This window comes from Pantoea sp. Pa-EAmG, from assembly GCF_030024295.1.
In the GTDB taxonomy this organism is placed as follows: domain Bacteria; phylum Pseudomonadota; class Gammaproteobacteria; order Enterobacterales; family Enterobacteriaceae; genus Pantoea; species Pantoea dispersa.
Window position 1 is genome coordinate 1 of sequence record NZ_JASEWO010000285.1, and the last position, 3,316, is coordinate 3,316.

At 58.2% G+C, this 3,316-nt stretch carries 3 protein-coding genes and 1 other annotated feature; all 3 genes read left to right on the forward strand.

Annotated features, from left to right (window positions below; translation table 11 throughout):
• Positions 1 to 102: 102 nt before the first annotated feature.
• Positions 103 to 228, forward strand: a sequence feature (Phe leader region).
• Entirely contained in the window at positions 108 to 152 is a 45-nt protein-coding gene (gene pheM / locus QMM04_RS21625) for a pheST operon leader peptide PheM (RefSeq protein WP_121626058.1), read from the forward strand. It overlaps the preceding feature by 45 nt.
• A 71-nt stretch (positions 229 to 299) precedes the next feature.
• The gene (gene pheS, locus QMM04_RS21630) at positions 300 to 1,283 is read left to right on the forward strand and encodes a phenylalanine--tRNA ligase subunit alpha (RefSeq protein ID WP_021506248.1); all 984 of its coding nucleotides are present in this window, start codon (positions 300 to 302) and stop codon (positions 1,281 to 1,283) included.
• Between the two features lie 14 nt (positions 1,284 to 1,297).
• Positions 1,298 to 3,316, forward strand: a 2,019-nt coding sequence (pheT, locus tag QMM04_RS21635) for a phenylalanine--tRNA ligase subunit beta (protein WP_282997005.1), incomplete at its 3' end; no start/stop codon positions are given.

Genomic DNA, 3,316 nt, shown 5'->3' on the forward strand with positions numbered 1-3,316 from the left:
GGGAGCTTGCTCCCTTTTTTATTGTCTGCAACTCACGCAAATGATTGACATTTTAGCCGCAGGGCATTTCAATAGTGCGGTTTCTATCAAGACAAGGTAACGCAAGCATGCACGCTGCTATTTTCCGTTTCTTTTTTTACTTTAGCGCCTGATCGTCAGGGGCTTTTGCGCATAAGAAAAGAAACGAAAAATCGCGCTGAAAGCCTCCCTCGTGGAGGCTTTTTTGTTTCTGGCGACACTTAATCGGATCTCACGGTCCTTACAAGAACTGACCAGCCCGGCTGGAAGAAGAGGAAATCATGTCCCAACTCGCAGACCTGGTGGCCCGTGCCACGGCCGCTATCGACGAGGCGTCGGATATCGCCGCCCTGGACGCCGTGCGCGTCGAATTTCTGGGTAAAAAAGGGCACCTGACGCTGCAAATGACCACCCTGCGTGAACTGCCGGCGGAAGAGCGCCCGGCGGCCGGTGCGGTCATCAACGATGCCAAACAGCAGGTACAGGATCGTCTTAACGCGCGTAAAGATACGCTGGAAAGCGCGGCGCTGAATGCCCGCCTGGCGGCAGAGACTATTGACGTATCGCTGCCGGGACGCCGTATCGAGAACGGCGGTCTGCATCCGGTGACCCGCACCATCGATCGTATCGAAACCTTTTTCGGCGAGTTGGGTTTCGCGGTGGCGACCGGTCCGGAAATTGAAGACGATTATCACAACTTTGATGCGCTGAATATTCCGGGGCATCACCCGGCGCGCGCCGATCACGACACCTTCTGGTTCGATGCCACGCGCCTGCTGCGTACCCAGACGTCGGGCGTGCAGATCCGTACCATGAAAAATCAGCAGCCGCCGATTCGTATCATCGCGCCGGGCCGCGTTTACCGTAACGATTACGATCAGACGCACACCCCGATGTTCCATCAGATGGAAGGTCTGATTGTCGATAAAGACATCAGCTTCACCAATCTGAAAGGCACGCTGCATGACTTCCTGAACAACTTCTTCGAAGAGAACCTGCAGATTCGCTTCCGCCCGTCCTATTTCCCGTTCACCGAACCGTCAGCGGAAGTGGACGTGATGGGTAAAAACGGCAAATGGCTGGAAGTACTGGGTTGCGGCATGGTGCATCCGAACGTACTGCGCAACGTGGGCATCGATCCGGAAATCTACTCCGGCTTCGCCTTCGGTATGGGCATGGAGCGTCTGACCATGCTGCGCTACGGTGTGACCGATCTGCGCGCCTTCTTCGAAAACGATTTACGTTTCCTCAAACAATTTAAATAAGGGCAGGTTATCCAATGAAATTCAGTGAACTCTGGTTACGCGAATGGGTAAATCCAGCCCTGGACAGCGCCGCGCTGTCTGAGCAAATCACCATGGCCGGTCTGGAAGTCGACGGCGTCGACCCGGTGGCAGGCGCGTTTCATGGCGTTGTGGTGGGTGAAGTGGTGGAGTGCGGCCAGCACCCGAACGCCGACAAGCTGCGCGTCACCAAAATCAGCGTCGGTGGCGAACGCCTGCTGGATATCGTCTGCGGCGCGCCAAACTGCCGTCAGGGCCTGAAAGTGGCCGTGGCGACCGTCGGTGCCGTGCTGCCGGGTGATTTCAAAATCAAAGCGGCAAAACTGCGCGGTGAGCCGTCAGAAGGCATGCTGTGCTCGTTCTCCGAGCTGGGGATTTCTGACGATCACAACGGTATTATCGAGCTGCCAGCCGATGCGCCGGTGGGCACCGATATTCGCCAGTACCTGCAGCTGGATGACAACACCATCGAAATCAGCGTGACGCCGAACCGTGCCGACTGCCTGGGCATCATCGGTATCGCGCGTGACGTGGCGGTGATCAATGGCCTGCCGCTGCAGGCGCCGGTCATCGAGCCGGTTAAAGCCACCATTAGCGACACCTTCCCGATTCGCGTTGACGCCACCGATGCCTGCCCGCGCTACCTGGGCCGCGTGGTAAAAGGCGTAAACGTGAAAGCAGAAACGCCGCTGTGGATGCGCGAAAAACTGCGCCGCTGCGGTATCCGCTCGATCGATCCAGTAGTGGATATCACTAACTACGTGCTGCTGGAGCTCGGCCAGCCGATGCACGCCTTCGATCTCGACCGCATTGACGGCGGTATCGTGGTGCGCATGGCGAAAGAGGGGGAAACCCTGACGCTGCTCGACGGCAGCGAAGCGACCCTCCACAGCGATACGCTGGTGATTGCGGATCACCACAAAGCGCTGGCGATGGGTGGCATCTTCGGCGGTGAGCACTCCGGCGTCAACGAAGCGACGCAGAATGTATTGTTTGAGTGCGCGTTCTTCGATCCGCTGGCGATCACCGGTCGTGCGCGTCGTCATGGTCTGCATACCGATGCTTCCCACCGCTACGAGCGCGGTGTCGATCCGGCGCTGCAGCATAAGGCGCTGGAGCGCGCCACTCAGCTGCTGCTGGCGATTTGCGGCGGCGAAGCCGGCCCGGTTATCGATCAGACCGATGCCAGCAAACTGCCGGCGCGCGCCACCATTACGCTGCGCCGTGAGAAGCTGGACCGCCTGATTGGCCACGTCATTGCGGATGAGCAGGTGACCGATATCCTGACCCGTCTCGGCTGTGACGTCACCGTCGGCAACGGCGAATGGCAAGCCGTCGCCCCGAGCTGGCGCTTCGATATGGCCATCGAAGAAGACCTGGTCGAAGAAGTGGCGCGCGTATACGGCTACAACAACATTCCGGATGTGCCGGTGAAAGCCAGCCTGCTGATGACCCAGCACCGTGAAGCCGATCTGTCGCTGAAGCGTGCCAAAAACCTGCTGGTGGATAAAGGCTACCAGGAAGCGATTACCTACAGCTTTGTCGATCCGAAAGTGCAGCAGCTGCTGCATCCGGGCGAAGAAGCGTTGATTCTGCCCAGCCCGATTTCCAGCGATATGTCGGCAATGCGCCTGTCGCTGTGGACCGGTCTGCTCGGCGCCGTGGTGTATAACCAGAACCGTCAGCAGAGCCGCGTGCGCCTGTTTGAGAGCGGTTTACGCTTTGTGCCTGATACGCAGGCCGATCTCGGCATCCGTCAGGATCTTATGCTAGCGGGCGTGCTGAGCGGTAACCGCTACGAAGAGCACTGGGATCTGGCGCGCCAGACGGTTGACTTCTATGATTTGAAAGGCGATTTAGAGTCGCTGCTGGATTTGACCGGTAAACTCGACGCGATTTCGTTCCGTGCAGAAGCCAATCCGGCGCTGCATCCGGGACAGAGTGCAGGCATTTATTTAGCTGGCGAACGAATCGGATTTATCGGGGTGGTTCATCCGGAGCTGGAACGTAAGCTG